This window comes from Vibrio sp. 1069, assembly GCF_033340555.1.
In genome coordinates this window covers 1-664 of record NZ_JAWOWP010000451.1, presented here as the reverse complement: position 1 = coordinate 664, position 664 = coordinate 1, and the positions used below count along the sequence as shown (strand labels likewise).

General features: G+C 42.0%; 1 pseudogene. It reads right to left on the bottom strand.

The features are described 5' to 3' along the window. Window positions 1-93 precede the first annotated feature (93 nt). Window positions 94-664 (bottom strand): annotated as a pseudogene (locus tag R7040_RS27070) (hypothetical protein); the annotation flags it as partial.

The window sequence follows — 664 nt, the reverse complement described above, 5'->3', positions numbered from 1 at the left end:
TGTCGATGAGGAAGGAAATGAGACTTTGATCATGGTTCCACTTTTTGTTTTTGGTGATTTAATGGTCAAAATAACATTATGTATTTTAAGTGGTTATTTTTTATTGCTTGAGCGTAACGGCTTTGGGCTGTGATAAATCATATTGATTTTAAATTCTTCAACGCGATCAGCCAGTTCAGGCTTTGGACGCAAAATGTAGCTGTACACCTCGCCATCAAGTAGTTCGTCGTAAGGCGAGTAGCTCAGATCAAATGCTAACGATTGTTGTCTGGTCGTGGGGTTACTAATGTATTCGTAGCAGTCTATTAGGTAAGTCGGATCGTAGGGGTTAGGATCGGAGATGATGTCGACCTGATAGTCTCCTTGACCAGCAATGACATGGCTGCCATACCAGATGGCGACATCAGCACAATACAAGTTTGGATTGTAAGTGCGTAAGTTGAGATCGGAATCGATGCTTTCACCATGAGGCCCAATGACTCGAGTTCCATGGTGATAAATATAATTGCCAATTTCAGCCACGAGATAATCGCCGTTTGGGCGAGGTAGCAAATAGTCAAAAAAGGCTATCTGGTATAAATATCGTCCTGTCGGTGCGTTGATCCGTTTTTCCATCGATTGCTTGTTCTTTTGCATGGTATAGCTTTCGAATTGTTTGCCATCA